This is a genomic window from Clostridium gasigenes (assembly GCF_900104115.1).
Classification (GTDB): domain Bacteria; phylum Bacillota; class Clostridia; order Clostridiales; family Clostridiaceae; genus Clostridium; species Clostridium gasigenes.
Window position 1 is genome coordinate 822,825 of record NZ_FNJM01000001.1, and the last position, 25,785, is coordinate 848,609.

Consider the following 25,785-nt stretch of genomic DNA (forward strand, 5'->3'; position numbering starts at 1 on the left):
TGTTATATAATTGCTCTATTTTAATATAAATTTTTAATTTTAGCTATTTTCTATTAACAAATCCTTTGGGCTCTTAAACGGTACTAGCCCAATCATAATTTCACCTATAACTTGCTCTTTACAATCGAAAACTCCATAAACTCTACTATCAGCAGAGTTTTCTCTATTATCCCCCATTGCAAATATTTTATCTTTTGGTATAGTTATTTTACTAAAATCCTCATATTTTGTATTTTCTCCAAGCTTTGTATATTCCTCATCTAGTTCTTTATCATTTAATAAAATCTTATTATTTTTTATTTCGAATGTATCGCCTTCTATTGCAATCACCCTTTTAATTATAAAATTATTTTCCCCATTAAATGTATCAATAACTACTATATCTTTATACTCTGGACTTTTCTTCTTATAACTTCTACGGTTAAGTAAAAGAATATCTTTATCCTGAAGTGTATGTTCCATTGATTTCCCTTCTACTTTTGTTATTCTAATAAAACACATAACTATTCCACTTAAAATAAATGCTATAAAAATTATTTTGATATATTCAACTACCACTTGAAGTACTTTATTTCTTTTATCTACCTTCATTTATTTTCCACCTTTTATTTTATTACCATTTCTAACGGACACTCCTAATTATATTACATAATTTAACTATACAATCAATTTTTCACATTGTCGACTTTTTATTTTACTTATACTATAGAAAGTAACCTAATTATTATTATTTTTCTTTTATGTACTTATAAATTAGATTTTTTAAAATTATCTATAATCCATGGTTTTTTTATTTCTTCATTATTCGAGAAATCCATTCTTATTATTGTTATCTTATTATTTTTATCTACTTTAACTATTAACCCTTGACTTCCTTCATCTATATTATTTTCTTCAATATCAACGCCGCCTATTCCACCAGCTGTAATAACAGTATAATTGTTTTGATATATTCCTCTTTCATCATTAAGTGGAAAGTGAGAATGACCTGCAAATAAAATTACTTGTTTATATTCATTAAAAACTTCTTTCAAGTGGTTATTACCCCATATATCACTTCCATAAATAGTATCTTTAGGTGGTTGGTGTGTAAATATAAATATAGGTTTGCTCGGATTATAATTTATAGACTTTTCTATTTCTTTTTTCGCAAAATCCAAACTTTTTTCTGAGTAATATCCATGTACCTCATCGTTTTCTGTGCTTAATAAAATAAATGTGTATCCCTTTATTTTACGACTTGAATTTAGTTCTTCTTTAAGCTCATTTCTAAATCTATTTTTTGAATCTTCAATGTTTAACCCATTCCAGTAATCATGATTTCCCATTATTGTTATTCTTTTTTCATTGGATGAAACATTTCTAGAATAAATTTCATTAAGCAACTTATATTCTTCAATATATCCACTATTAGTGTAGTCTCCTGTAAATATGTACTTATCTATATTTGGTACTTTTTTATTAATAATAGAAAGAGCATTCTCTAATTTTTCACTTTTAGTTTTATCTTTTTCATTAATATGTACATCGGATAAAATTGCAAAAGCAAGATTTTCTTTCTCTTCACTTAAGTTTTCAGCATGTATATTGAAAAATGATACAAATAAAACAAAACAGCTACTAAAAAATAATATTTTCACTAATATCTTCTTCATAAAATCACCTTACCTTTAAGTTTTCCTATTATATTTTTTAGATTCCTTACCATACTAGTTTAACCATATAGAACTTTTCTATCCTATTTCACCCTATTATTCACTCACCTAATTTCATATTTTTTCATATCATTAATTCAAATATCATATACTTTATTAATAATAAAACTCTATAATTTCTTTATTGAGTTTTACAAAAATATTTAGGATGGTTTACATGTTATATAAATTAATTTATGAATATTTCAAGCTAAATACATTAAGTAGTTACTGCAAATGTGAATTTAATGCTAGAAAATTAATTAGTAATGAAGTTTTATTAGAAGATACGTTGGCTAATTTTATATTTAAAGATGAATGGTATAAAAAACTAAATAAGAAAATTAAACATCATCATTTTGATTTTTCTATAACTTCTATAGAGAACCTTAGCAACTTATATCGTATTCATGTTAATCGTAACAGAGTATTTTCTTATAATATTAGTTCGAAAGTTTTCCATAAATCAAATAATGAAAAATTTATATTTCTCATTTCTCAGAAAAATAATAAATATTATATTAACACTGTGGTCTATAAAGAAGAAAACCCTATTTTTTATGAAACCTTATCAACTAGTAGCCTAGAAAACATTTCATCATCTAGAAATTCAGGAGAATATTTATGGAATCAACGTGTTAATAACTTAAATATTTTATATAACGGTTATACTATTTTAAAGAATTCATTATCTTCTAATAATATTTCAAGTATTACTGAAATAAAAGATACTAGAAATAGTCAAACCCAATTATACAAATCAAACATCCAGATCCATTCAACTCTTATTAATGGTGAAAAGTTAATTAAATATGCCCGTACTTATGCCTTAAAGTATAATAAAAATTATACTAACTTCAATAATAGTGGTGGAGATTGTACCAATTTTGTATCTCAAGCTCTTAATTTTGCTGGTTTAAATCAAACTCATAATTGGAAGCCTTATACAGCTTCTTGGATAATGGTAATCCCCTTTAGAGATTATATTGTTAAAAATAATTTTGCAATTGAATTTCAGGAATTATGTCCAAATCCTATTGGGACTATTATTCAATTCTTTAGTCCTATTAAGGAACGATTTTCTCATACTGGAATTATAACCGACATGATGGATGACGGTGAATTACTTTATTGTTGCCATGATTATGACAAATTAGATTTTCCACTTAGTGAAACTTACCCTATCTTTTATAAACGCATTAGAAATTTGCAAATCAAATAAGGTAGATAAAAAAAATATCAAATAAAAGGAGTATTTCTTATGCTAGATAATCAATCATTTATACCTTTACTATTATCAGTACTTGCTGGTTTATCTACTGTTATAGGTGCATTTATTGTATTTTTTTCAAAATCAGAAAATAAAAAACTTATTACTTTTTCACTAGCATTTTCTGCTGGGGTTATGATTACAATTTCTTTTACTGATTTATTTCCAATGGCTGAAACAACACTAAGTAAATATCATGGAAAGCCTACTGGCATATTTTTTTCTCTTCTATTTTTAATTATTGGAGCATTTATAGCTATGCTTATAGATTTTTTTATTCCCGAACAAGATAAGCATGTAAACAGTTCTAAATCTTCAGATTCTAAACTTTATAGAGTAGGATTTGTATCTATGATTGCCCTTATGCTACATAATTTTCCTGAAGGAATTGCTACCTTTGTTTCAGCTTATGAAAATACAACTTTAGGTATTTATATAGCTATTGCTATTGCACTTCATAATATTCCAGAAGGTATCGCCATTGCTATGCCTATTTATTATTCTACAGGCAGTAAACTAAAAGCGTTTAAATATACCTTTTATTCAGGAATTGCAGAACCGCTAGGTGCTTTTATAGCTTTCTTATTTTTAAAACCTTTTATTAACGATATTATTTTAAGTGTTATTTTTGCTATTGTTGCAGGTATTATGCTATATATATCTTTTGCTGAATTAATACCAGCTTCACGAAAATATGGATATCATAAAACTTATGTATTTTCAGTATTTCTAGGCATATGTATTATTCCAATTAGTCATATTTGGACTTAATCACAATACTTTTAATTAAAAATTTAAATACTTTATACATTGTTTATATTGCTCTACTTTTGTATAATAAATTTACAAGGTGCATTACGGTGCGTAATAAATTTTAGAGGTGATTAATTGTTTGGATATGTAACTCCCTTAAAACAAGAACTGAAAATAAAAGATTTTAATAGATTTAGAAGTTATTATTGCGGATTATGTTTTCATATAAAAAAAGATTTTGGTAACATTCCAAGGATGACTTTGAACTATGATATGACATTTTTGGCTCTTCTTTTAGATGGCTTGTCTTTAGACGAAGTTGAGTTTGACCTAAAAAGATGTGCTCCACATCCAACTAGTAAAAAGCCTGTAATTATTAATAATAAACCTTTAAGTTATGCAGCTGCCATGAATGTAGCTTTAGTTTATTATAAGATTTTAGATGATGTTCAAGATGACCACACCTTATATAGTAGGGTCCAATTGCTTACATTATCTCCATATAAAAAGAAGTTCGATAAATCTATAATTGAACTTAACAAACTAATTTCTATCAAATTAAAAGATTTAAGTGATTTAGAAAACAACCTGAGTTTTTCATCAATTGATGAAATATGCCATCCATTTAGTGAAATAGTGGCTAATATTCTTAAGTGCTATCCTCATAAATTAATAGATGATAGTAAAGAGCTTAGGGACAATCTTTATAATTTAGGATATACTTTAGGCAAATGGATTTATTTAATTGATGCTTTGGATGATTTAAAGGCGAATATGGAAAAGAAAAAATTTAATCCTATTAATTTTCTATATAATGATAAGAATTTATCTTACATTGAACTTAAAGAAAATATTAAAGAAAGAATTGAGTTTACCATATTAAATTGTTCATATAATTGTGTTGAGTATTTATCTAAACTACCAATACATAGAAATATTGATCTTTTAAATAATACACTAGAGCTTGGCATGATGGATAAATATATTAATGTATTAAATAATACTAATGAAAATAAAAGGAGTGACTTTAAAAATGAATCCACACGAAATATTAGGAATTAAACCCGGTGCTACTCAAGAGGAAATTAAATCAGCTTATAGAAAGCTTATAAAGCAATATCATCCAGATCAATATGGGGATAACCCGCTTCGTGAATTAGCTGATGAAAAAATGCGAGAAATTAATAGTGCCTATGATCAATTAACTAAAGGAAATGGTAAATCAAGCTCAAGCTATAGTAATTCATCTAATTCCACTGGCAATTCAAATGATACCTATGATTTAAGTGAAGTTAGAAGACTTATTCAAGGAAGACAATTCTCAGCTGCTGAAGCTAAACTTAATTCAATTAATAATAAAAATGCAGAATGGAATTTCCTTTATGGAGTAGTCTTAAGTAATAAGGGTTGGTATGATGGCGCTCTTAAGCATCTTCAAGCAGCAGTAAACATGGATCCAAACAACTTTGAATATAAGCAAGCCTTAAATTCAATAAATCAAAGAGGCCAATCTTATGGAGGGAACTTTTATAGACAAACAGGAAGAAATAATTCAAATAATTTAGATTGTTGTATAAATCTTTGGTGTCTTGATAGCCTTTGTGAATGTGCTGGTGGAGACTTAATTGGTTGCTGCTAATATTATAAATATATTGGAGGTTTAAATTTTGAAAGCTAAAGACTTAACTCTTGGTGGTATTTTAATAGCTCTTACACTAGTAATATTATATTCTAGTTCTATACTACCCATAAGTACACTTACAATTTTAACCTTAGCCTCTTGTTTAATTCCTATATGTATAATCCGTAGTTCTGTTAAAACAGGTTTTCTTGTTTATATTGGCTCTACAACTTTAGGATTCTTTATAATTCCTATTAATATAATTGTATATTATGGATTATTCTTTGGAGTTTATGGGATTATTAAATATTATATTGAAAGGCTACGAAAATTATCTCTTGAGATTATATTAAAACTTATAATATTTAATATAATTTTCATAATAAGTTTTACAGTGGCAACATTATTCTTAGGTAATGTTGTAATCAATATTCCTTTATGGCTACTATGGCTACTAGCTCAACCAACATTCATAGTATTTGATTATGCACTAACTCTTATTATTGGTTATTATTTAAATAGATTTCATAAGGTGATGTAAGAGAATGCCTAATTAAGATAAGCTGAAATAAGTGATTATATTTAACACTTATTTCAGCTTCTTTTAGGTATTAACTTAAGGGGCATTTTAATAAATAACAGTCAGTATGCTAGTCTATTTTGCACCATACCTTGTCGACTGAACCAGCTGATAGAATAGGTCTGTCTCCTTACTATTGCACAAAATATCCATCCCATCTTTAACTTATTATTTACTTTCACAGCCCTAAGTTCTCCTTCTATATATTCTTATTTATAATACTATAATTTCCCAAACTTATTTGCTCATATTTTCTTTTTTGGGTTAATTATGTTATACTAATACTGACAACCTAAAACCAATAATAAGTTGTCGTTGTCTTTAAGGAGGTATGAATATGATAAAATTCGAAAATATAACAAAAAAAATTGGCTCAAAAACTATTTTAGAAAATATAAACTTAACTATAGAGAAAGGTTCTCTTATTGTTCTAATAGGATCTAGTGGATGCGGTAAAACTACTTCATTAAAAATGATAAATAAACTTATCGAGCCTACGTCTGGTGAAATTTATATAAATAATATGCCTATTTCTAAAATGAATACCATAGATCTTCGACGAGGAATTGGTTATGTTATTCAAAATACCGGTCTCTTCCCTCATATGACTATCAAAGAAAATATTTCTTTAATTCCTAAATTGAAGAATATTGAATCTAAAGAATCTATTGCTACCAAAACCAATGATCTATTAAATCTTGTTGGTCTTTGTCCTGAAGATTACTTAGATAAATATCCTAGTGAATTAAGTGGTGGACAACAACAAAGAGTTGGAGTTGCAAGAGCCTTTGCTAGTGATGCTGAAATAATTTTAATGGATGAGCCTTTTAGTGCTCTTGATCCTATAACACGTAGTTCTCTCCAAGAGGAACTTTTCTCATTGCAACAAGAGCTTCATAAAACAATAATATTTGTTACTCATGATATGGAAGAAGCTATAAAACTAGCTGATAAGATTTGTATTATGATTAATGGAACAATTGCACAGTTTGACACGCCTGAAAATATTCTTAAAAATCCAGCTAACGATTTTATTAAAGATTTTATTGGAACAAATAGAGTTTGGGACAACCCTGAATTTATAAAAGCTACTGATATTATGATTAAAACTCCTATTTCAGTTTCTTCTTCAAGAAATATCCTGCAAGCAATTGAAATTATGAGAACTAACAAAGTAGATAGTTTACTTATTGTTGATAAATCTAATATTTTAAAAGGACTTGTAACTTTAAAAGATATTAAGCGTAGTACTGCAAAAGAAACTAAACTTGAGGATATAATGGAGCATGATGTTATATCTGTTTATGAAGATGATAATATTTTAAAAATACTTGAGCTAATTAACGCTCACTCATTTGGCTATATTCCTGTTATAACAAGAGATAATCACTTAGCTGGACTTGTAACTAGAAGTAGTTTAATTTCTGTCTTAAGTGAACAATTCTTAGATATGGAGGATTCAAGTAATGAGTAATTTTTTTGAATTTGTAATAAATAGAAAAGAGGAAATTTTAAGTCTTTTTCTTCAACATATATATTTAACTTTCGGTGCTATTTTAGTTGCTATTTTAATAGGTATTCCAATAGGTATTTTGATAACTAAAATTAAATCACTTCAAAAACCTATTTCCGGTTTAATAAATATAATACAAGCTATTCCTTCTATGGCTCTTCTTGGATTATTAATTCCTATCCTTGGTATTGGAAGTGTTCCAGCTATTACTATGGTAGTTTTATACTCCTTACTACCAATTGTTAAGAATACTTATACAGGACTTACAAATATTGATCCTAATATACTTGAATCAGCTAAAGGTATGGGGCTTACTAGTAACCAAACCCTTAGACTAGTTCAAATGCCACTAGCTCTTCCACTAATCATGTCTGGTGTTAGAATATCTGCTGTTACCGCAGTTGGACTTATGACTCTTGCTGCATTTATAGGCGCTGGTGGACTTGGATACCTTGTTTATTCTGGAATACAAACTGTTAATAACAATATGATTTTAGCTGGAGCTATTCCATCTTGTATATTAGCTCTTTTAATAGATTTTCTTTTCGGAAAAATTGAAATTCTTATTACTCCAAGGGGATTAAATCCAACTAAGCGTAAATCTAAATCAACTGTTTTAAAAGTTACTTTATTTATAATTTTGTTTGCTTTTATAGGTTCTTCACTCTTTGCTATTCTAAAACCAAAAACCGAAAAAATAGTTATTGGTGCTAGAAGCTTTTCTGAACAATTAATTTTAGGAAATATGTATGCGGAGTTAATCGAAGAACATACTGATTTGAATGTAGATAGAAAATTCAGTTTAGCCGGTAGTTCTGTTAGTATGGCTGCACTTTATGCTGGTGAAATTGACCTTGCTATTGAATATACAGGAAGTTTATATATTAATGTATTAAATCAAGAACCGTCTACTGATAGTAAAGTTGTTTATTCAAAATCAAAAGAACTTATGGAAAAAGAACGTAATGTGACTTTATTAGATCCTATAGGCTTTAACAACACCTATAGCCTTGCTATGAAACCTGAAGTTGCGGATAAATATGGAATAAATTCAATATCTGATTTAGCTAAAGTAAGTCCTGAATTAGTTTTTGGACCAACTTTAGAGTTTTTAAATAGAGTAGATGGATTTCCTAATTTATCTAAAGCTTACAATTTGAATTTCAAGAATTCTGTTGGAATAGATGGAGCGCTGCGTTATACTGCTCTTAATAGTGGTGAATCTGATGTTATAGATGCGTTTTCAACTGATGGGCTTTTAAAATCCTTTAATCTTAAGGTTTTAGAAGATGATTTAAATTTCTTTGCACCTTACGATGCAATCCCACTTGTAAGAATGGAAACTCTTGAAAAATATCCTGAACTTAAAACCGTATTAAATATGCTATCTGGCACAATTAATGAACAAACTATGATTGACCTTAATTATAAAGTAGATGATCTTGGTGAGGATGCTTCAAATGTTGCTAAAGAATATCTTCGATCACAAGGTCTAATTGATAATTAAAAATAAATCCCGTGTTAAGATAATCTGGTTCTTACTCAACTTTGGGTAAATAACTCTACTTTAATAAAGACGAATGTATTAATTTAAGGCATTCGTCTTTATTAATTTTTGCAAGCTAAAATCCTTACATTTTACCTGAAATGTTACATAACATTTCTTAAAAAGATTGACTAAATTAGCTCTACCATATAAAATACGTTTTATGAGTTTGAATTTGTTGTTGTTTCCTTCAACAAATCCACTACTTTCACTATGAGATATCGCATTCTTGACGGGGGAGATATCTTTTTTTATTCCATCTATGAATCCTTTGATAGGGGATGATTCATAATCATTAATAAATGTTTCTAATTGATTAGGGTCATTTCCCATAAGTGTTGTATAAAATGAATAATATGCATTTTTCAACACATTAACAATGTCATAGCGTTTTTTTATTGCTTCAATATGCTTTTCTAGCCCATCTGCCTTAGTTTCTTCAGAATCTTTTCTTAATATATAGCGTAATACTTTATGACGTTTTATTAGAGTTATATCTTTTGGATACTCTTTTTTATATGCCCAATTTATTTGTAATTTATAATTGAAATTATTTTTAGCAAATAGTTCTATATAAGTTTGTATTGTTCTTATATTTCCTGTATATCCCATTTTGATTATATATGCCAAAATGATAGCAGGTTCTATTTTATCAGCAAGCATTTTATAAATTATATTAAGATAATCATCAGCTACCGTTTTTCTTTTTTTGTAATTTGTTGGCTGATCCAATAACTTAATATCTTCTTCACTCATCTGGATATACTTTTTTGCTGTAAGCACACCGATACTAAACTCATCAGCTATTAATTTGATTGATTGAGGTTCAATTTCCATCCACCTTGACTGTATAGAACGAATAAGCTGTTGCTTTATTTTTCTATTTTCAGATTGTCTCTTATATTGCGAATTATCAAGGTTACGGCTCTTATTGTCGTATATAATTATCAAGCCCTCTTCATTCACAGGAGTATCATTATTATATGAATATATATCTAATGCCTTTGAAATAGGGTCTATTTTTAAAACATTTACTTGTTGAGGAGTATAATCAAGTACTTGGCCATTTTTTATAAATATTTCTTTCGGTAATGTGACTTTAAATATATCACGTAGGCGTTGTACTAGATTTTGTAGTAAATGAAATCTATCCGCAACCTGAGTACACTCAGGCAGTATTTCGTTAATCGCCTTTGCATAGGCGCTAGCCCTATCACGTGCAATGAGTTTGATTTTTTTGTGATTCTTTAACCATTTTTTTAATGTCTCTGCATCTCGCCCGTCTAATAATGCAATTAGATGATGGTCATTTAAATCATAGATGGCTGTGGCATAAGTTTGACCTTTTCTAATGGCAACGTCATCAATACCTATGGCCTCAACATTAGGTTCATCATCAATAATAATTTTATCATAGATTCTTTTAATTGTATCATTGCTTACTTTAACCCCTATAAGGGAAAGAACCTTGCTAGCCCCTTCATTACTAAGAAAGATTGAAACTGCTAGAATAAGTGAGGTGAGTTCTGTCGTTCTTACCTGCGATGCGGAAGCGAAATTTAGCGTCTCCATAATTACTTTTGTTTCACATGCATCATTAAGACATTTATACTTATAGGCAGTAACATGAAGATAAGTAGTCTTTAAATGCATAGGGACCGTCTGTATTTTACGAACATAGGTAGCATGAAGAAAGCTACTTACCTTTCTACAATCTGGACAAATAGCTGTATGTGATTTAGATTTTATATAGATATGTATTTCTTCGATCAGATTCTATCCAGTCATGGATTAAATAATCTTTTCCGAATAATTTTTCATTAATGTTTACTTCTTTGTATTTAATTTATGTCGTTACCCTTCGTTGAGATAATCCTAGTCTACCAAAATACTTAGATATAATAAATAGCTTAACAAAAAGAAATGGCATCCGAAAATGCCATTTCTTTTGTTGAGTTAGATATCTTTGAAATACCCATAGTTGAGTAAGAACCAGATAATCTTAACACGGGATTTATTTTTAAAAATGACTAAAGAATGTAAAATAATTAATTTATTCCCCTTCTTCTTCTTTTACATACCAACCAATTCCATAAACTTCTGGATTTAACCCTATGGTACTTACAATTCTTTCACATATCACATCATCACTTCTTGATCCCATTACATTAACTTTTACCTTTACCGATCCATCTTCTTCATCATTGCTATCTAATCGCCTTAAAAATAGCTTTTCATCTTTTATCATAGTCATTATTAACTTTCTAACATTACCTTCTTGATTTTCAGAACATCTAATCTTAATTTCATATAAAAGTTCCTCTTCAATGTCCTCTTGTTTTAATCTATATAATTTTCTACCAAGTGGTCTTAAAATCAAATTCGATATTATAATCATTGATGCACCTATAATTGCAAATAAAATGTATCCGCCACTAGCTAGCACTCCAACAGATGCAGTGCACCAAAGGGTTGCTGCTGTATTTAACCCTTTAACATTTAAACCTTCTCTAAGTATTACTCCTCCACCTAGAAAACCTACCCCTGTAACTACTTGGGCTGCAACTCTTGTACGATCTCCAGTTCCATCTATTAATGAAAACATTACAAATAAACAAGATCCTACAGAAACAAGCACATTGGTATGTATCCCCGCTTTTCTTTGTCTATATTGTCTTTCCAGCCCAATCAGCATTCCTAATATACATGCTGTTAAAAGCCTCACTACAAAATCCCTTGTTGTCATATTTTATCACTCCTATTAATTATATATATCCTCATTTTAATAGTTTATATTCTAAAAACTTAATTATTCTATTTTAAATATTAACATTAATTTGTTAAAACTATTAGTTAATTTTATTAATTAATTTTTATTTTAGTCATTAAGGTGTCTTTATAATAATAGCAAGTTAATTTTTTCCTTTTAATTGCTCTATTTAGTATCTTTTTTCAATATTTACCTAATTAAATACTAAATATTAATAAAAAAATATTTTTTACCACCATATCCCTTTATTTTTTCTTCATTGTAGTTTAAAATTAATAATAAAACCTAATATATATTTATTTGCTTATTATAAATAGTTAAATTTATTTACATAATAAGTGATTCTTTAAATCTATGATTTAGTTTAGTTGAACTTACTCCTTTGAATGTATAGAAAAAGGAGTTTCCCATAATAAACTTTAATTTAACCTGCAGATAAATATAATTTTTTTATAAGAGAGGTAAAAATTATGACTAATGAAATTAATTCATCAAACTTTATAAGGAATATAGTTATTGAAGATTTAGAAAATAAAAAACACGACGGGATAATAACTCGTTTTCCCCCTGAACCAAATGGCTATCTTCACATAGGGCATGCAAAATCTATAGTTCTTAACTTTGGTTTAGCAAATGAATTTAAAGGTAAGGCTAACTTAAGATTTGACGATACAAATCCTACTAAGGAAGATACTGAATATGTTGAATCAATTAAAGATGATGTAAAATGGCTTGGATACAAATGGGATGAGCTTTTCTTTGCATCTAATTACTTTGATGTAATGTATGAAAAGGCAATACTTCTTATAAACAAAGGTTTAGCTTACGTTTGTGATTTAACACCTGAAGAAATGAAGGAATATAGAGGAACATTAACTACGCCTGGAAAAGAAAGTCCTTACAGAAATAGAAGCATAGAAGAAAATCTTGATTTACTTCATAAAATGAAAAAAGGTGAATTTAAAGATGGAGAGAAAGTTTTAAGAGCCAAGATTAATATGGCTTCTGCTAACATAAACATGAGAGATCCTATTATATATAGAATATCCCATGCGTCTCACCATAACACTGGTGACTCTTGGTGCATCTACCCTATGTATGACTTTGCTCACCCACTTGAAGACGCTATAGAAAACATTACTCATTCTGTTTGTACTTTAGAGTTTGAGGATCATAGACCTCTTTACGAATGGTTTGTACGCGAATGTGAAATGAATTCTACTCCAAGACAAATTGAATTTGCAAGATTAAATATTACAAATACAGTTATGAGTAAACGAAAGCTTAAAGAACTTGTTGATAACAATATAGTTGATGGATGGGATGATCCAAGAATGCCAACTATTGCAGGTCTTAGACGAAAAGGATATACTCCTGAGTCTATTAGAAACTTTTGCCTAGCAATTGGTGTTTCTAAAGCTTCATCAACTGTTGATAGTCAAATGCTTGACTTCTTTATAAGGGAAGATTTACAACCTAAAGCACCATCTGCTATGGCTGTTATGAAACCATTAAAACTAGTAATAACTAATTATCCTGAAGGTCAAAGTGAAATGCTTCCAATAGAAAATAACGCTAAAGATGAATCTCAAGGATTAAGAGAAGTTTCATTTTCAAGAGAACTTTACATTGAAAGAGAAGATTTTATGGAAGTACCAGTTAAAAAGTACTTTAGACTATTCCCAGGAAACGAAGTTAGATTAAAAGGTGCTTATTTTGTTAAATGTAATGAGATTATTAAAGATGAAAATGGAGAAGTAACTGAAATCCACTGCACTTATGACATTGAAACTAAAAGTGGTTCAGGATTCACAGGACGAAAAGTTAAAGGAACAATCCATTGGGTTGATGCAAACAACTGTAAACCTGCTGAATTTAGGCTTTTCGAACCTTTAATATTAGATGATGCTCCTGAAAATGAAGGGAAACACTTCCTTGAACAAATAAATCCTAATTCACTTGAGGTATTAAATGGATTTATAGAAATTACGGCAGTTAAAAATGCTTCATTTGGAGATAAATATCAATTATTTAGACATGGCTTCTTTAATGTAGATAATAAATACACTACTGAAGATAAATTGTCCTTTAATAGAATTGTTTCATTGAAAAGTTCATTTAAACTTTAATTTATTTAAATATAAATACCAATTCATATTTAAATAAAAAACACCTAAGGAATACTATTTACGTAATCCTTAGGTGTTTATTTTATACCTATTTATAAAATGTCATTTTAAATTATATTTATATATTAAAATAGCATTTATACTTCTATTCCTACTTTAGTATGTTCTATTACTTTTGGATTATTCCTTTTAATTAGGACTGTTCCAACTGCGGTTATAGCAAACCCTAAACTTAATACGATTATAAGAGAAAATACTGTTTCAAGGCTTTCTCCTAAAATTGATGATGCAATTGTTGAAACTGTATTATTAACCATATGCATTATAATAGCTGGCCATAATGATTTAGTTTTATAAGTTACATACCCAAATAATATTCCAAGTAATGTTGCATATAACCCTTGAACAATATTCATATGATAAATTCCAAAAAGTACCCCCTGAATTATTATCACAGTTGGTATAGACATACTTTTACTTAATGTTTTGTATATTATTCCTCTAAATAATAACTCTTCTGCAAAAGGTGCTACAATCCCAACTACTAATATTGTTAAAAATATATTACTTTCCACCATAAATGACATATTCTTCTCCAAAGCATCAAATGACCCTTTAAATAATCCTGCCTTACTAAGTAAACTAATGAATCCAATATTAAATAAGTACACAGAAACTCCAAGTAATAATGCTACCCCATAATTAGACGCCTTTGTTTTTTTAAATCTTAATTCTTCTGAAAGTTTCTTTTTTCTTAATTTGTATATTAGCATAAATATTAATATTGTAGTTATTGATGATGCTAATAAAATATAATTCATATTTCCCATTATTTGTTTAGCAATCATTACAGTTGTGTCTTCTTTTCCAGCTCCTGTTAATGAATCTGCTCCTTGTTTTACAGTATAGCTAACTGCAATTATTATTCCACCAATAATCGAAACAATAATTTGAACTGAAAACCCAATAGCCATGTACATTAGCGCTACTAAAAAACCTTTTATTTTGTTTTTCATTCATACTCACCACCTTTACCTTAATATTACATTAATACATTGTTTTTGTAAACTCTCCTTAGTCTTTATAAAATAAAAATAAGACTACCAACCTGTTATTTATTTTATAATCCTTTAATAAGCTACATACTTCTATTGTAATATTAAAAAGGAGGAGTCCTTCCTAATGATATTAATAACCATTAGGAGAACCCCTCTATTAAATACTTAAATTGACATAAACTTTTTAAATCTATCTCTAACTTTTTCTTCACCCATAATTTGCATTATAGTATAAAGATCTGGTGTATTAGTTCTATGTGCTATTGCAGATCTTACTGCTCCTGCCACATCTGAAATCATTCCTTTATAAGCATCTGGATTTGCTTTAAACTCTTTTCTATTTGCACAATACCCAAGATTTATAGCTATTACCTTTAACTCCTCAAACCATTCTTCTGCATTTGTATTAAAATTATATTCTTTTGCATATGCTTCAATTATTGATTTTGCAGTTTCTAAAGTAACCCCTTTAGGTAATTCTACTTGCTCTGCAGTTTCTTTTTCAAATAACTCATCAAAGAAATAGAATGTTTTTTCTTTAACATCACTCCACTTTGCAAAATCTTTTCTTGGCTTTGGACCTTCTTTATCTATATTAAATACTTGTTTACTTAATTCTTCTTTACTTGTTACTAGTTCAAACATTTCTGCATCAAATTCTTTTGCCCAAGCTGTGTAATAATCATAAAGCACTTCTGGTTTCATTTTACAAATTACATCTTTACTTACATCATTTAATTTAACCGTATCAAATAAAGCTCCACTTTTACTCATCTTATCTAAAGCTACAGAAAAATCATGATAATCTGTTAATGGATTTTCAACTCTCCATTCTTCAAATGTTGAATTAATAATATTTAATAAATACTCTATAACAGATACCATAGGGTGTCCAACTTCCTTATAATAAGAAACAGCAGCTTCTGCATCTTTTCTCTTTGAAAGTTTTCTTTTTGACCCATTATCATTTTTCATTATTGTTGGGATATGAGCATATTCTGGTTTGTCTAATCCTAGTATTTCAAATAATTGAACATGTATTGGAAGTGAAGATAACCACTCTTCTCCTCTTATAACATGGGTCGTTCTCATTAAAGCATCATCAATTACATGTGCAAAGTGATATGTCGGAAGCCCATCACCCTTTATTATAACTATATCTTGATTACTTTCTGGGAAACTAATGTCTCCTTTTATTAAATCATGGAATTCTACTCTATTTTCAAAATTTCCTGGTGACTTTATTCTTATTATGTATTTTTCACCATTATTTATTTTTTCAATAGCTTCTTCTGGAGATAAATTTCTAAATTTAGCATATTCTCCATAATATCCTGTTGTTATTTTTTCTGCTATTTGTTTTTCTCTAAGTTCTGTTAACTCTTCTGGTGTACAGAAACATGGGTAAGCTAATCCTTTTTTAACTAAGTCTTTTGCAAAAGTTTTATAAATTTCTGATCTTTGACTTTGTCTATAAGGTCCATATGATCCTTTCTCTGTGTTATCTCCAGTAGTTCCTTCATTAAAGTTCATTCCAAAATTATGCATTGTATCTATTGTATCTTGTATTGCACCTGCAACCTCTCTTTTTTGATCAGTATCTTCTATTCTTAAGTAGAAGATACCCTTTGTTTGACTTGCAAGCCTTTCATTTATTAAGGCAGCAAATACTCCGCCAATATGTTGGAAACCAGTTGGACTTGGTGCATACCTTGTAACTACAGCACCTTCTTTTAATTCTCTTTTTGGATACTTTGCTATAAAGTATTCTGGTGTTTTATCAACACCTTTAAATAACATTTCTGATAATTTTTCTAAACTCATTTTTCCACCTATCCTTTTTGTAAGTCATCTTCAAATAAATAACAATCCATATTATAGAGTTTTATCAATTAAAAATGCTTGAAATATAAAAAAACCCTTCGTCCTAAAAAACCTTAGGACGAAAGATTACTTCCGCGTTACCACCTAAATTAATTAAACAAAAGTTTAATTCACTTATTTCTCTTTAAGGGAAGAACCCCATAAACCTACTCTACTAAATGTAATTTCCGGCATATAGCTCCAGAGTTTCTTTCTATAATGTTATTTTCTAGGCTTTCACCTTCCCTAGATCTCTTAAAAATAACTACTTATATACTTTTCTCTTTCAATGCTTAATATTTATTTATATTTTTTCCTAAATACATTCTAATTATACCTTTGTAATTAATTCTTGTAAATACTTTAATAGTATTTATTATCTATATATATCTATCTTTAAAATACCTAATTTTATCTTCTTCAGTTATTTTTCTAATTACTTTGCATGGGTTGCCTACAGCAATAACATTAGCTGGTATATCCTTAGTTACTACACTTCCAGATCCTATTACTGTATTTTCTCCAATAGTTATATTTGCATTTATAGTAGTACCTCCCCCTATCCACACGTTATCCTCTATCGTTATAGGAAATCCATACTCTAGGTCCATACTTCTAAGTGTTGGATGTACAGGGTGTCCTGCTCCAAATATATTTACATTAGGCCCCATCATTACATTATCTCCAATTGTAACAACACAACAATCTAATATAGTCAAATTGTAATTAGCATAGGAATTTGCTCCCCAAAAGATATTATATCCATAAGCGCATTGAAAAGGTGACTCAATAAAGAATTTTTCACCAGTCTTCCCGAATAAACCTTTTAATATTTCATATCTTTTTTCTACCTCACTAGGTCTAAGATTATTAAAGTCAAACAATACCTCTTTTGCATGTTGACGTTCTTTTAATAATTCATCTCCACATGATGAGTAAAGTTCCCCATCTAACATTTTTTGCTTTTCTGATTTCATATTAAAGTCCTCCTTTTTTTTAATTTAACGATAAGCTACCTATTCCAATACTTAAATTAAATTCATAGGTGTTTTCTCCGGATGTACTTGCATTAATATTTGCATTACCTAAACCTGATGATGTTTTTATTCTTACAGGTGATTTGTCAGGTATATATATATCAGTTTCTCCAACTCCACCCTCATAAGCTAGATCTCCGCCTACTTCTGACATTCTAAGAGTAAGATTACCTACACCTCCGCTTATTTTAATATTACCACATTTTTCTTTTAAATCTATATCTGTATTTCCAACTCCTTGTTCTAAATCTAATGATGAAAAGACTATGTTTTTCATATCTAAATTACCAGCTCCACCTTCAACATCTAATTCACTTACATTTATTCCTTTAACTGTAACGTTTCCAGCTCCATATTCTAAAGATAGCTTATCTATATAACTGCTTGGAATACCTATTGTGACTTTTCTATCTTTAAATGTATTTTTCCCATTAATCCAACCTGACTTATATTTCTTTTCTTCAATTACTATAGTATTTCCTCTTTTTTCAACTATAGTTTTCTCCGCTAAATTACTTTGTCCTAGAAAATCTACCTTTACATCATTACCGTCTATTTCATTAATAGTTATATTTGCTGCACCTATAGAAATATCTATATTTTCTATACTGTCAATTGAAATAGATTGATTTACCACTTCTTCATTATTATTTTCATTTCTTGATTCTACTCCAAATTTTATATTACACGATGTTAAAGCTAATGCTAAAACACCTATTATAACTGCCATTATTGTTAATTTAATTTTCATTTTTAACACCCCTATTTAATTTATAATATGTCTATTTTTTTATCAATATACTTTCCAGCGATAATTTGAAGTGCTAGTACTGTTAGAATACCTATAATCGATGATATTACATCTATTTCTATTATATAACTATTTCCTATAGTTATATAAACATATGGCATAATACTTAATATAATTGAAGTTATAAAGTCATATATTAAACTTCCAATACTAAAAATAATAATAATTGCAATTATTGATAGGAATGTATTTCTAATATATGATGAAAATATTCCTATTAGTGCAGTAATTATTAAGTATGCTGTTATAAGACCCATAATCACCGTAACACTTGTTTGTAATATACCGCTGTTTATTTCCCCAATATTTATTAAATTCACTATTAATGCTATTATTATAACTATTAAATTTGCAGATACTAATCCTAATAGGTTCCCTATTATAAATTCAATACCTTTAATTGGCGTTAAAAATAATAAATATCCATAATCTTTAGAAATTTGTTTTGAAAATAAAATTATATAAGATATAAAATTCATTGTAGCAATTGTAGATACTATTGCTAGTACATCCCATCCTCCAGTAAATTGTGATAAAAACTTACCACTAACTAATCCTACTAATAATATTAAGAATTCTATAAAATATAAAATTCTTAAAGATTTAAAACTATACTTGATTATATTTAATATATTTTTCATACACATCACCTATTCTGCAAATACCTTTCTATATATTTCGTCTATGGATGCTCCATATTTTTCCCGAAGATCCTCAGCATCACCTTTTTCAATTATGGATCCTTCACCTATAAATATTACTTCATCAAAAAGTTTCTCAAGTTCTCCTACATAATGGGTTGTTATTATCATTGATGTATCTTCATCTAAATTATTTATAATTGTATCAACTATTTTATCTCTACTTATTGTATCTACTCCTGATATTGGTTCATCTAATATATATAATTTACTCTTCCTACTTAAAGTTAGACTAAGTCCTAATTTTTCTAACATTCCTTTAGATAAGGTTTTTATCTTTGATTTTTTATCTAATTTCATAAATTTAAGTAATTCACTTAGTTTAACTTCATCAAAATCATTAAAAAAGTCTTTATAAAAACAAGCTGCATCCTCTACAGTCATCCACTTATATAAATAATCCTTTTCTTGAAGATATGACACTATTTTCTTAGTTTCATATCCAACTAAAATTCCATCTACTTTTATTTCTCCCATGGTTGGTTTGTATAGACCTGCAATTAAGTTTAATAAAGTTGTTTTCCCTTGACCATTTGGACCTAAAATGCCAAGAACTTTTCCACGCTCTAAGCTTAATGTTATATCATTTAATACACTTTTTCCTCCTAATCTTTTTACTAGGTTATTAATTTCTAAAACCTTACCCATATTTTATACCTCCTCATACATCTCTGTAATTAGTTCTACTATTTCTTCCTTAGAAAATCCAAGAACCTTGCTTTTTAAAATAAAGTCTTTAAGTAGATCTGTTGACGCTTGCTTTCTTAGTACTTTTATATTTTCTACATCTTCAGTTACGAACTTACCTATTCCTCTTTGCGTATTAATTAGACCCTCATTTTCAAGTTCTGCATAAACTCTTAAAATAGTATTTGGATTAACCTTAAGCTCACTTGCATAATCTCTTACAGACAACAATCTCTCCCCCTCTTTTAATTCACCTGAAACAATCCTCATTTTCATAAACCTTTTTATTTGTATATATATAGGTTCCTTTGAATTTAATTCGAATTCCATACTTATACACCTCATCTTCATCAGTTTCACTGTCTTAATAGTATAATACACCTATGTTGAGCGAATTGTTAATTGCATTTTAAGCATTTAATATCAATTATATTATTATACCTATTATTCTCTTGCATTTACTCAATATTTCTTAACTTTATAATTATTTTTCTAAAAAGTATTTACAACAGCTCTAATCAATGTTATTATTTACCTAATAAGTATTTAAAAGGAGGTAGGGTTTAATGATAAATTATTATAAATTTACTAAAAACATCTATATTAATTCAAAATTTAATATAATCATTGGTAACTCTACGTCCAGTATAGTAAAGACTGTACTACTTTAAACTAAAAAAAATAAAATAGTTTAATTTTCCGTGAGTTATTATTACTCATGGATTTTTTATATTTATTTTTAATAATGATATTAAAGCCATGGACTATCCATGGCTTTTTTATATAAAAAAATAATGCATATTAAAATATGCTAATTATGAAAGGAGACTATATTATGAAAGACAATGCAAACACATTTATGCTAAGTTCAAAAAGAGAGGAAAATATGATAAAAGGAGGGCTTCGACATGTCAAATTTCGAACAATACGACTTATATGCTGATACTAAATATAGAGAAGATAGACTAAATTCGGATTTTAAAATTTATTGTAAAAATGAGGGTATAAACCTTGAATATTTTAAATATCTTTTAACATTAGTAACAGGTAAATAATTAATAATATAAACAATATGCTTGTTCTAATTATATAGAACACATAAAAAGGACTATGAAACAATTTTTGCGAATTATTTCATAGTCCTTTTTTTATATTTTATTCAATATGTAACCCCGCCTTTTATTAACATTCTGTAATATAATATAATTCAATCTATACCATTATTACTTTATTTACGATTTATTACTAAACCTTATATAATGATATTTATTGTTAATTGACATAATATATTACCATTAGCCTAAAAATATGTTAATATATTATTAATAGTCTATTTGCATATTATTTTTATAATAGTATATGCTATAAATAATAAAACTAATGTTACATAAATTCATGTAATTGATGAAAGGAACTAAAATAATGAAAAAATTTAAATTAACTAATATTAAGGATTCTGCTTTAAACATAGCCGTTAATAAAGCAGAGGCAACTGAGCAGCATGTAACTAACGGTATATATGAAGGCGAAGGCGTAAATGGTAAAAGAGATGGATTTGGAATATTTACCTTTACTAATGGTTCAAGATACGTTGGAAATTGGAAACAAAATAAATTCCATGGCGAAGGAACTTTAGAATGGTCAAATGGTGAAGTTTATCAAGGAGCTTGGGTTAATGATGATATAACTGGATATGGGATATACACTTGGCCAGATGGTGAAAAGTATGTTGGTAACTGGTTAAAAGGTGCCAAAACTGGTAATGGTATCTATGTTTATGGAAATGGAGATATTTTCATAGGTTTATGGAATGATGATAACAGAATTGGTGATGGAATAATGACTTATCACGATGGTGAAAAAGTTGTTGGAGTCTGGAAAGATGACGAATTAGTTAAATAGCACTAAAATGAGATGTCTTATAATGATTACAATCATTATAAGACATCCTTTTTATCTTTTAGATACTTATTATAATATATATTTTTACTTTTAACTTAAATTATCCACTTCGCTATTTTATCCATTTCTTGGTTTCTAAATATATGTCTTTAGCACCTAAAATTGCAGATATAATTGCATAACCATCTATATTACATTCTTCAATTTTTTTTATATTTTCTAAAGTTAACCCTCCAATTGCAACTATCGGTAAATCTATATTTTCATTTATGTATTTTAAAGTATCTATACTAACAGCCTTTGCATCTAATTTAGTGTTTGTTTCAAACATCGCTCCTACACCTAAATAATCTGCTCCATTTTTCTTAGCTTCTATAGCTTCCTCTAATGTTCTTGCAGACACACCAACTATTTTATCTGAGCCTATTAGCCTTCTAACTTCTAATGGAGAAATATCACTTTGTCCTACATGTACTCCATCAGCCTCTACTAAAATCGCTATATCAACTCTATCATTTATTATAAACATAACATTATATTTTTTAGTTAATTCTCTTAATTTATAAGCTTTATCTAAAAATTCTTTTCCTGATGATTCTTTTTCTCTTAATTGTACTGTTGTCACTCCACCTCTTAAAGAATCTTCTATACACTTATAAAAATCTCTACCCTTTAATATTTTTGAGTCTGTAACTAAATATAATTTCAATTTTTCTTTCATAAAGTTTCTCTCCTCTAATAATACAGATCTTTTTTATTAACTGCCCTATTTAGCCTATTTAGTGGTAATATACCTATTACAATTGTAACTACTAAACCTTCAACTCCTGCACTACTTACATTATATAATAATGAATATACTAACAGATTCATTCCTGGAGGGGCAAATTGCCCAAAGTAAACTACTCCAGAAAGTACACTTATAGAAACGGATACAACAATTGCTAATATGCATCCATATACTACTTTATACTTTTTATTATTTCCAAAGGTTCCTGCAAGACCTAGTGCCATAGTTGCAAATATAAAATCTAATAAGAATTGAGCTGGATTTAATATCATTGCTCCATCAAATACCTTAAGTAATCCAAATATTAATCCAGCTGTTAGCCCAGATTGTCTTCCACATAATATAGAAAGTATCATTACTGGCATCATGGAAAGTAGAGTTATTCCTCCACCTTGTGGGTATTTTATAAATGGTATCATATATAAAATATATGATATTGCACATGTCATCCCTACCATAACAATTTTTTTTGTATCTATTCTATTATTTTTTATATCAATTAAGTAAAAACTTAATAATATTAAACTAACTAATATAATAATAGCATTAACCATAATATCACATCCTTTTACTTAATATTTTCATAAGCCATATCCCAAAATTTCATTTCATGAATACTTGAGTTTATAAATATCTTTTTTAATTTTTCCTTTTCCTCTTCTGTTAAATCTTTACAAAGTTCATTAATATAATCTATCCAAAGAATTGTAAAATCAGTATATCCTTGTGATGCATATGATTCTATCCAAGGTTTATAAAAATTATTTTCTAAATTTTCTCCATATGTTTTAAATAAATATTTTCCTATATAGCTGTAGCTCCAAGTACAAGGCATTATAGTAGCTACTATTTCTTTTAATTCCCCTGTTAATGCTAATGATTGCATATAGCTTGTATAACTTGAAGTAACTAATTTACACTCACAGTTTTCAACTTCCCCTTCTGACATACCAAATCCTTCTAAATATTTTATATGAACTGTGGTTTCATCATCCATGGTACCTTTTATAGAATTATAGAAAAATCTCATATCTTTCATTGTTGTAGCCTTAACTATTCCTATACAAAATATTTTTGAATACTCTTTAAGATATAAATAATCTTGTATAAGATAATTTTTGAATTTATCCTTATCTAAAGTACCTTCTCCCATCTCTTTTACAAATGGATGCGTTAAATAATTATCCCATATTTCTTTTACTTCTTTAAACAAATAATCTGTAAACTTCATATAAATTCTACCTTTCCATATTCAAATAATTTTTCTTCACTCATATTAAATACAGTATCCATTAAATTAACTTTAAATGTTCCAATTGCGATATTATCCCTATCTGCAAGTTCCCCACTTAATCCCATTGTAAGCACTCCCATGGCCACTGCATTAAGTTTATCTTCGCATGCACCTATATAACACCCTATTAAGCTTCCAGTCATGCAGCCTGTCCCTGTAACACTTTTAAGCTTACATGTTCCATTATTTATTTTTATTATTTTTTCTCCATCAGTTATAGTATCAACTTTCCCAGTTGCAACTACTATACACTCTAACTTCTTTGCTATTTTCTTTATTATTTCAGATATATCCTCGTCATCATCAAAAGAATCTACCCCTTTTCCTTTAAAATCTAATCCTCCAATATATTTAATTTCCGCAACATTTCCTTTTATAACATCAAATTTAACTTTATTTAATAATTCATTTATAAAATTAGATCTAGTTTTTGTTGCAAATACGCCTACGGGATCTAATATAACTGGTTTATTATATTTATTTGCAGCTTTTCCGGCTTCAATAAATAGATTCAATCTTGAAGAGTTCATTGTTCCTATATTTATAATTACTGAACTTGCAATACTGACTATTTCTTCTACCTCTTCATAGGAATAGCTCATTAATGGACTTCCACCTAATGCTAAAGTTGCATTAGCACAATCATTAATAGTAACTTCATTTGTATAATGAAGTACCAAAGGATTTACTTCTTTTACTTTGTTTATTAATTTATACACAATTACACCTCCTAAAATTTATAAAAATGATGTACAGGCCCTATTCCCTTGCCTATATCAAAACTATTTCTTATTGCTTCTGTTATATATTCTTTACTTAATTTTACCGATTCATCAATACTCTTTCCTAGTGCCAAATATGAAGTTATTGCTGATGACAAGGTGCACCCTGTTCCATGAGTATTTTTTATATTTAATCTTTCTTCCCTGTACACTTCAAACTTATCCAGTCCTATAAGTACATCTACTGCATCACCATCTAAGTGCCCGCCTTTCATAAGTACATATTTAGGTCCAAGTTCTAATATTTTATATCCCGCTTCTTTCATATCATCTAAATTATTTATTTTTATTCCGGTTATTTCTTCTGCTTCTAATGTATTTGGAGTTATTACATATGCCATGGGAATTAAGTATTCTATTAAATTCTTCTTTGCCTCAGGCTTTAATAATGAATATCCACCTTTTGAAATCATAACTGGATCTACAACTAAATATTGTGGATTATACTTTTTTAATGTATCCACTATTATCTTAATTATTTCAGGGCTTGATACCATACCTATTTTTACTGCCTTAGGCTCAATATCATCAAAAACTACCTCTATTTGTCTCTTAATTATTTCCTCACTTAGCTCTTCAACTAAGAATACTCCTTGAGTGCTTTGTGCAGTCACTGCAGTAATAACGCTCATTCCATAAGTTCCTATTGCACTAAATGTTTTTAAATCTGCTTGTACACCTGCTCCCCCTGATGAATCTGATCCTGCTATTGTTAATGTGGGTATTTTATAATTTCTCAATTTTCATTCCTCCTCCTTTGATTCAAACTATATTCAATTTAACATACAAAAAAGCTACATCCAAAATTTGGATGTAGCTTAAATAGTTAAATTTAATAAATATACTTTATTGATATATTTAAAAAGCTTTCCTACGCTGGCATTATCCAGATCAGGTACGAGGGTCGATACTAGTATCTCTCAGCATAAAATGCACCCCTAGCTATTAGTTATTCTATTAATTTAATTATATACTTATAGATGT

The 25,785-nt window shown here is 28.3% G+C and carries 26 protein-coding genes, 1 riboswitch and 1 other annotated feature; of the genes, 10 read left to right on the forward strand and 16 right to left on the reverse strand.

The annotated features are described in order from the left end of the window. Positions 1 to 39 precede the first annotated feature (39 nt). Together lepB and BLS77_RS04040 are read right to left on the reverse strand one after the other, a co-directional pair. Positions 40 to 591 carry a signal peptidase I gene (gene lepB / locus BLS77_RS04035; RefSeq protein ID WP_089966100.1) on the reverse strand — a complete coding sequence of 184 codons (552 nt, stop codon included), beginning with the start codon at positions 589 to 591 and terminating at the stop codon, positions 40 to 42. Between the two features lie 155 nt (positions 592 to 746). Further along, complete coding sequence (locus tag BLS77_RS04040; RefSeq protein WP_089966102.1) at positions 747 to 1,655, reverse strand: metallophosphoesterase family protein; 909 nt, start codon at positions 1,653 to 1,655, stop codon at positions 747 to 749. A 217-nt stretch (positions 1,656 to 1,872) separates the two neighbouring features. On the opposite strand from BLS77_RS04040, the gene BLS77_RS04045 reads away from it, so the two are divergent. The 7 genes from BLS77_RS04045 (at position 1,873) to BLS77_RS04075 (ending at position 8,938) form a co-directional block, all read left to right on the forward strand. After that, positions 1,873 to 2,916, forward strand: a complete 1,044-nt coding sequence (locus BLS77_RS04045; RefSeq protein ID WP_175490760.1) for an amidase domain-containing protein — start codon at positions 1,873 to 1,875, stop codon at positions 2,914 to 2,916. Between the two features lie 39 nt (positions 2,917 to 2,955). Next, positions 2,956 to 3,735: a zinc transporter ZupT gene (zupT, locus tag BLS77_RS04050; protein ID WP_089966106.1), complete on the forward strand. Its 780-nt coding sequence runs from the start codon at positions 2,956 to 2,958 to the stop codon at positions 3,733 to 3,735. 117 nt (positions 3,736 to 3,852) lie between these two features. Continuing rightward, positions 3,853 to 4,779: a DUF5685 family protein gene (locus BLS77_RS04055; RefSeq protein WP_089966108.1), complete on the forward strand. Its 927-nt coding sequence runs from the start codon at positions 3,853 to 3,855 to the stop codon at positions 4,777 to 4,779. Further along, entirely contained in the window at positions 4,751 to 5,356 is a 606-nt protein-coding gene (locus BLS77_RS04060) for a J domain-containing protein (protein ID WP_089966110.1), read from the forward strand. Before BLS77_RS04055 ends, BLS77_RS04060 begins: the two co-directional genes overlap by 29 nt. A gap of 28 nt (positions 5,357 to 5,384) precedes the next feature. Beyond that, positions 5,385 to 5,879: a hypothetical protein gene (locus tag BLS77_RS04065; RefSeq protein ID WP_089966112.1), complete on the forward strand. Its 495-nt coding sequence runs from the start codon at positions 5,385 to 5,387 to the stop codon at positions 5,877 to 5,879. A gap of 376 nt (positions 5,880 to 6,255) precedes the next feature. Beyond that, positions 6,256 to 7,392: a betaine/proline/choline family ABC transporter ATP-binding protein gene (locus BLS77_RS04070; RefSeq protein WP_089966114.1), complete on the forward strand. Its 1,137-nt coding sequence runs from the start codon at positions 6,256 to 6,258 to the stop codon at positions 7,390 to 7,392. Further along, complete coding sequence (locus BLS77_RS04075) at positions 7,385 to 8,938, forward strand: ABC transporter permease/substrate-binding protein (RefSeq protein WP_089966116.1); 1,554 nt, start codon at positions 7,385 to 7,387, stop codon at positions 8,936 to 8,938. The genes BLS77_RS04070 and BLS77_RS04075 overlap by 8 nt, the downstream gene beginning before the upstream one ends. A 78-nt stretch (positions 8,939 to 9,016) precedes the next feature. Here BLS77_RS04075 and BLS77_RS19440 read toward each other — a convergent pair whose 3' ends face one another. Continuing rightward, on the reverse strand, positions 9,017 to 10,750 hold the full coding sequence (locus BLS77_RS19440; RefSeq protein WP_341423412.1) for an ISL3 family transposase: 1,734 nt from the start codon (positions 10,748 to 10,750) through the stop codon (positions 9,017 to 9,019). A 280-nt stretch (positions 10,751 to 11,030) separates the two neighbouring features. Further along, a complete protein-coding gene (locus tag BLS77_RS04090; protein ID WP_089966118.1) occupies positions 11,031 to 11,723 on the reverse strand; it encodes an MgtC/SapB family protein in 693 nt (230 codons plus the stop codon). Between the two features lie 494 nt (positions 11,724 to 12,217). Here BLS77_RS04090 and BLS77_RS04095 point away from each other — a divergent pair, with 494 nt between their 5' ends. Then, positions 12,218 to 13,876, forward strand: coding sequence for a glutamine--tRNA ligase/YqeY domain fusion protein (locus BLS77_RS04095; RefSeq protein ID WP_089966119.1), 1,659 nt, complete (start codon positions 12,218 to 12,220; stop codon positions 13,874 to 13,876). Between the two features lie 137 nt (positions 13,877 to 14,013). On the opposite strand, the gene BLS77_RS04100 is transcribed toward BLS77_RS04095, so the two are convergent. The 7 genes from BLS77_RS04100 to BLS77_RS04130 form a co-directional block, all read right to left on the reverse strand. After that, on the reverse strand, positions 14,014 to 14,892 hold the full coding sequence (locus BLS77_RS04100) for a CPBP family intramembrane glutamic endopeptidase (protein WP_089966121.1): 879 nt from the start codon (positions 14,890 to 14,892) through the stop codon (positions 14,014 to 14,016). 207 nt (positions 14,893 to 15,099) lie between these two features. Next, a complete protein-coding gene (gene gltX, locus BLS77_RS04105; protein ID WP_089966123.1) occupies positions 15,100 to 16,758 on the reverse strand; it encodes a glutamate--tRNA ligase in 1,659 nt (552 codons plus the stop codon). A 111-nt stretch (positions 16,759 to 16,869) separates the two neighbouring features. Further along, positions 16,870 to 17,096, reverse strand: a binding site (T-box leader). Between the two features lie 81 nt (positions 17,097 to 17,177). Next, positions 17,178 to 17,774 (reverse strand): sugar O-acetyltransferase, encoded by a 597-nt coding sequence (locus BLS77_RS04110; protein ID WP_089966125.1) that lies wholly within the window; start codon positions 17,772 to 17,774, stop codon positions 17,178 to 17,180. 19 nt (positions 17,775 to 17,793) lie between these two features. Then, complete coding sequence (locus BLS77_RS04115) at positions 17,794 to 18,585, reverse strand: DUF4097 family beta strand repeat-containing protein (protein WP_089966127.1); 792 nt, start codon at positions 18,583 to 18,585, stop codon at positions 17,794 to 17,796. A 20-nt stretch (positions 18,586 to 18,605) separates the two neighbouring features. Next, positions 18,606 to 19,286, reverse strand: a complete 681-nt coding sequence (locus BLS77_RS04120; protein ID WP_089966129.1) for a hypothetical protein — start codon at positions 19,284 to 19,286, stop codon at positions 18,606 to 18,608. A 9-nt stretch (positions 19,287 to 19,295) separates the two neighbouring features. Next, positions 19,296 to 19,994 (reverse strand): ABC transporter ATP-binding protein, encoded by a 699-nt coding sequence (locus BLS77_RS04125; RefSeq protein WP_089966131.1) that lies wholly within the window; start codon positions 19,992 to 19,994, stop codon positions 19,296 to 19,298. 3 nt (positions 19,995 to 19,997) lie between these two features. After that, positions 19,998 to 20,363, reverse strand: coding sequence for a GntR family transcriptional regulator (locus tag BLS77_RS04130; RefSeq protein ID WP_089966133.1), 366 nt, complete (start codon positions 20,361 to 20,363; stop codon positions 19,998 to 20,000). A 578-nt stretch (positions 20,364 to 20,941) separates the two neighbouring features. Between BLS77_RS04130 and BLS77_RS19720 the strand changes: the two genes are divergently transcribed. Both BLS77_RS19720 and BLS77_RS04135 read left to right on the forward strand, forming a co-directional pair. Next, positions 20,942 to 21,088, forward strand: coding sequence for a hypothetical protein (locus BLS77_RS19720; protein ID WP_175490761.1), 147 nt, complete (start codon positions 20,942 to 20,944; stop codon positions 21,086 to 21,088). Positions 21,089 to 21,455: 367 nt separating this feature from the next. Beyond that, complete coding sequence (locus BLS77_RS04135) at positions 21,456 to 21,935, forward strand: MORN repeat-containing protein (RefSeq protein WP_089966135.1); 480 nt, start codon at positions 21,456 to 21,458, stop codon at positions 21,933 to 21,935. Between the two features lie 112 nt (positions 21,936 to 22,047). Here BLS77_RS04135 and thiE read toward each other — a convergent pair whose 3' ends face one another. From thiE to thiD, 5 genes are read right to left on the reverse strand one after another with little or no spacing between them, the layout of a single operon-like run. Further along, positions 22,048 to 22,656: a thiamine phosphate synthase gene (gene thiE, locus BLS77_RS04140; RefSeq protein WP_089966137.1), complete on the reverse strand. Its 609-nt coding sequence runs from the start codon at positions 22,654 to 22,656 to the stop codon at positions 22,048 to 22,050. Between the two features lie 14 nt (positions 22,657 to 22,670). Next, positions 22,671 to 23,279, reverse strand: coding sequence for an energy-coupled thiamine transporter ThiT (gene thiT / locus BLS77_RS04145; protein WP_089966139.1), 609 nt, complete (start codon positions 23,277 to 23,279; stop codon positions 22,671 to 22,673). A 14-nt stretch (positions 23,280 to 23,293) separates the two neighbouring features. Beyond that, positions 23,294 to 23,956 (reverse strand): thiaminase II, encoded by a 663-nt coding sequence (tenA, locus tag BLS77_RS04150; protein WP_089966141.1) that lies wholly within the window; start codon positions 23,954 to 23,956, stop codon positions 23,294 to 23,296. Next, entirely contained in the window at positions 23,953 to 24,738 is a 786-nt protein-coding gene (thiM, locus tag BLS77_RS04155) for a hydroxyethylthiazole kinase (RefSeq protein ID WP_089966143.1), read from the reverse strand. The genes tenA and thiM overlap by 4 nt, the downstream gene beginning before the upstream one ends. Positions 24,739 to 24,749: 11 nt before the next feature. Continuing rightward, positions 24,750 to 25,541: a bifunctional hydroxymethylpyrimidine kinase/phosphomethylpyrimidine kinase gene (gene thiD, locus BLS77_RS04160; protein ID WP_089966145.1), complete on the reverse strand. Its 792-nt coding sequence runs from the start codon at positions 25,539 to 25,541 to the stop codon at positions 24,750 to 24,752. A gap of 111 nt (positions 25,542 to 25,652) precedes the next feature. Continuing rightward, positions 25,653 to 25,751, reverse strand: a riboswitch (TPP riboswitch). Between the last annotated feature and the right edge of the window lie 34 nt (positions 25,752 to 25,785).